This window comes from Cellulophaga sp., assembly GCF_039943695.1.
Lineage (GTDB): Bacteria > Bacteroidota > Bacteroidia > Flavobacteriales > Flavobacteriaceae > Cellulophaga.
The window spans coordinates 1-3149 of record NZ_JBDVAA010000040.1 but is presented as its reverse complement, the minus strand read 5'-3'; the positions used below and the strand labels follow the sequence as shown (position 1 = coordinate 3149).

At 29.1% G+C, this 3149-nt stretch carries 3 protein-coding genes; 1 reads left to right on the top strand and 2 read right to left on the bottom strand.

The features are described from left to right. A partial coding sequence (locus ABJD66_RS03080; protein ID WP_348128100.1) for a bile acid:sodium symporter occupies positions 1 to 917 on the bottom strand: 917 nt, incomplete at its 3' end. A gap of 156 nt (positions 918 to 1073) precedes the next feature. Between ABJD66_RS03080 and ABJD66_RS03075 the strand changes: the two genes are divergently transcribed. After that, a complete protein-coding gene (locus ABJD66_RS03075; protein WP_348128097.1) occupies positions 1074 to 1838 on the top strand; it encodes an exodeoxyribonuclease III in 765 nt (254 codons plus the stop codon). A gap of 75 nt (positions 1839 to 1913) precedes the next feature. Here ABJD66_RS03075 and ABJD66_RS03070 read toward each other — a convergent pair. After that, a partial coding sequence (locus ABJD66_RS03070) for a TlpA disulfide reductase family protein (protein WP_348128094.1) occupies positions 1914 to 3149 on the bottom strand: 1236 nt, incomplete at its 5' end.

Here is a 3149-nt window from a genome sequence, read left to right as displayed (position 1 = left end):
ACACTTATAATTAAAATTTGAAATGCATGAAAAAGCATTATAGGTAATAACATTATTCCTATAATTGCCATATTACCAAATATAATTTTAGAAAAAACAGTACCGTGTACTAATGACTTTTTTGTGCCACAAAATTGTGTTGTTATCTGATCTTCTGTATTAAAATTTAGCTTTTTAGCTATAAAACCTGTGCTTAAATAAGTAATAGTAAAAAGTACAAGTACACCAATTAAGAGCAAAACTAAATCTAAAACAGAAACAGCACTAAAAATATTGTTTTTAAAAGATGATGCAAAACTCTTATATATTATTAATAAGATAATAGACTTATCAAACAAGGTAATTTTACTACTGTGTTTTTGCGCAAATGTTCCAAAGTAACGCTGCAATAATAAACCAATTACTACAGGTACTATTATTTGCACAATTAGCTTGGTATAAATATCTATAAAACTAAAACTTGCTTGTTCATTAGTAACAAATAACCCCATCCATAAGGGTGTAACTAAAATACCTATTAAGCCAGAAATACTTGCATTAAAAATGGCTGCAGGCATATTTCCTTTGGCAATAGATACCATAACTACAGAGGAAGAAACTGTAGATGGCAAGGCTGCCAAGAAAAAGAAAGCCAGCCAAATAGTTTCTTGTTCTTGACTTTGTAAAAATGGCTTAACCAATAAAACCAACAGCGGAAATAATAAAAAAGTAGATGCTTGTATTACTATATGTAGTTTCCAGTTTTTTAATCCGGCTTTTAACTTAGACGGACTTAATTTTAATCCGTAGAAAAAGAAAATTAAAGATATACCAACACTGCTAATTGTATTTATGACATAATTTGCTCCCCATACAGGAAAAAAATATGCCAAAAGAATTACAGCTATTATAAACAATACAAATTTGTCAACCTTCATAATCAATTTTTCTAAAATACAATATTAAGCACTTGTTGCTTCACTTTTAAAATAATATCACTTAAAATACGCTTATTTTTAAGGTTAAATCAATTCAATTTTTTAATTTCAACCTAGAAATATAATATTCTATTTTAAACCCTAAAGTATAAACTAATGCATATAGTATCTTGGAATGTAAATGGTGTACGTGCTGTTGTAAAAAAAGAGTTTTTTGAATCTGTAAAATCTATGAAACCAGATATTCTTTGTTTACAAGAAACTAAAGCACAAGACAATGAGGTTGCCAAGGCTCTTTCTCCATTAGAAAACTTTAATTTAGCGTCTAATTCTGCTGATAAAAAAGGGTACTCTGGTACTGCAACATTAAGCAGTACAGAACCTATTACTGTTAAGGCGAATATTGGTATAGAAGAACATGATACAGAAGGCAGAGTCCTTTGTACTGAGTATGAAAATTTTTACTTGGTAAATGTTTACGTACCTAATTCTGGGCAGAAATTAGATAGGTTAGACTACAGGAAACAATGGGATAAAGACTTTTTGAGCTATTTAAAAGACTTGGAAAAGAAAAAACCTGTTATTGCTTGTGGAGATTTTAATGTTGCACACACAGCCATAGATTTAAAAAACGATAAAAGCAACTATAATAAAACTGCTGGCTATACGCAAACCGAAATTGATGGTATGGATAATTTTATTGCTGATGGATTTGTAGATTCTTTTAGACTACTACATCCTGATGAAGTTGCCTATACATTTTGGAGTTACCGTTTTAAGTCTAGAGAACGTAATACTGGGTGGCGCATAGATTATTTTTTAGTTAGTAAATCTATTAAAGATAAAATAAAAGAGGTAACCATTTTCTCTGACATTATGGGATCTGACCACTGCCCTATTGGTTTAAAAATTGATTTTTAACTAAAGCTATTAAATACATAAAACGCCTATAGAATAAAAATTTCTATAGGCGTTTTAATTTTTAAAAAAATGTAGCTAAACTCCTAGTTCTTCTAATAAATCTATTAGTTTTTTATCTGAAGGTCTTGGTGCATTGCTTTTCACAATTTTTCCTTCTGGATCTATTAAAATAAACTTAGGTATAGCTTTTATAATATAATCTTTTGCGAAATCTGAATCAAAAGAATTGTCTGCATACAACTGTACACCTCCCATTTTTTTATCTGTAACCATTTGTTTCCACTTATCGTGGTCCTTATCTGCGTCTACAGAAATACTTACAAACTCTATATTTTTACCGTGGTATTGTTTTTCTACTTCTTGTAAATAAGGAACCTCATATAAACAAGGTCCACACCAAGTAGCCCAAACATCTATATACACATATTTACCTTTAAAATCTTCTAAAGAGGTTGTTCCTCCTTTATGGTTCTCGTAGTTGGTAAATTTAGGAGATATTTTTCCTGGCACAGTTAATTGTAAATTATTATACAAATCTGTAATTACTTTTTTATCCTCTTTATTAGTAGAGAATTTCATAAAGTTATTATAATATGTGGTTCTATCCTTTACATAGGTTATAGAGCCAGAAGCAACATCTATTAAAAGAGAATTTCTTATAAAATCGTTTTTATTAGTTCCTAAAGCATTTAAGTAAGTAATATTATAATCTTCTCCTTTTTCACTCGCTTTTTTTGCTATATTTTGATAATGTCCTCTAACCAGATTTTGATATGTTTGTGAATATTTATAATCCTCCTCTAGTTCATAAGACAAACTTTCTGTTTCTTTTAAAAAACTATTAGATACTGTATAAAGAGAATCTTTTGCAAAGTACCTGTGCATTCTTTGATGCTTTAAAAGCATATCTATGTAATAATAGTTTAGATCTCTTTTTTCTAACTCTATAAAGTTTTTATTAAATTCTGGATTTTCATCTAGCTTTTTAATTAAACTTTTCTTGTAGGATGCTACTTTGTTTTTATAAGCATCTTCACCTAAAGCATAAAATTTTTGTCCTGCTTCGCCGTAAAACTGTTCTTTTTCTTTAGATTTTAAGATTAAAAAATTAGTCTCAGGCGCACCAATACCAGTAACAGTTAAACTATTTTTAAAATTAGTTGCATTCGCATTAATGTTAATGTTGTGACCTTCTTTTATGTAAACCGGAAAAAAATATTTACCTGCCTGAATATCATAAGCTCCAGTATCTAACACTAATGTGTCTGTAAAAGAACCATCTTTATTTAATGTTATTTCCTTAACTGGTTT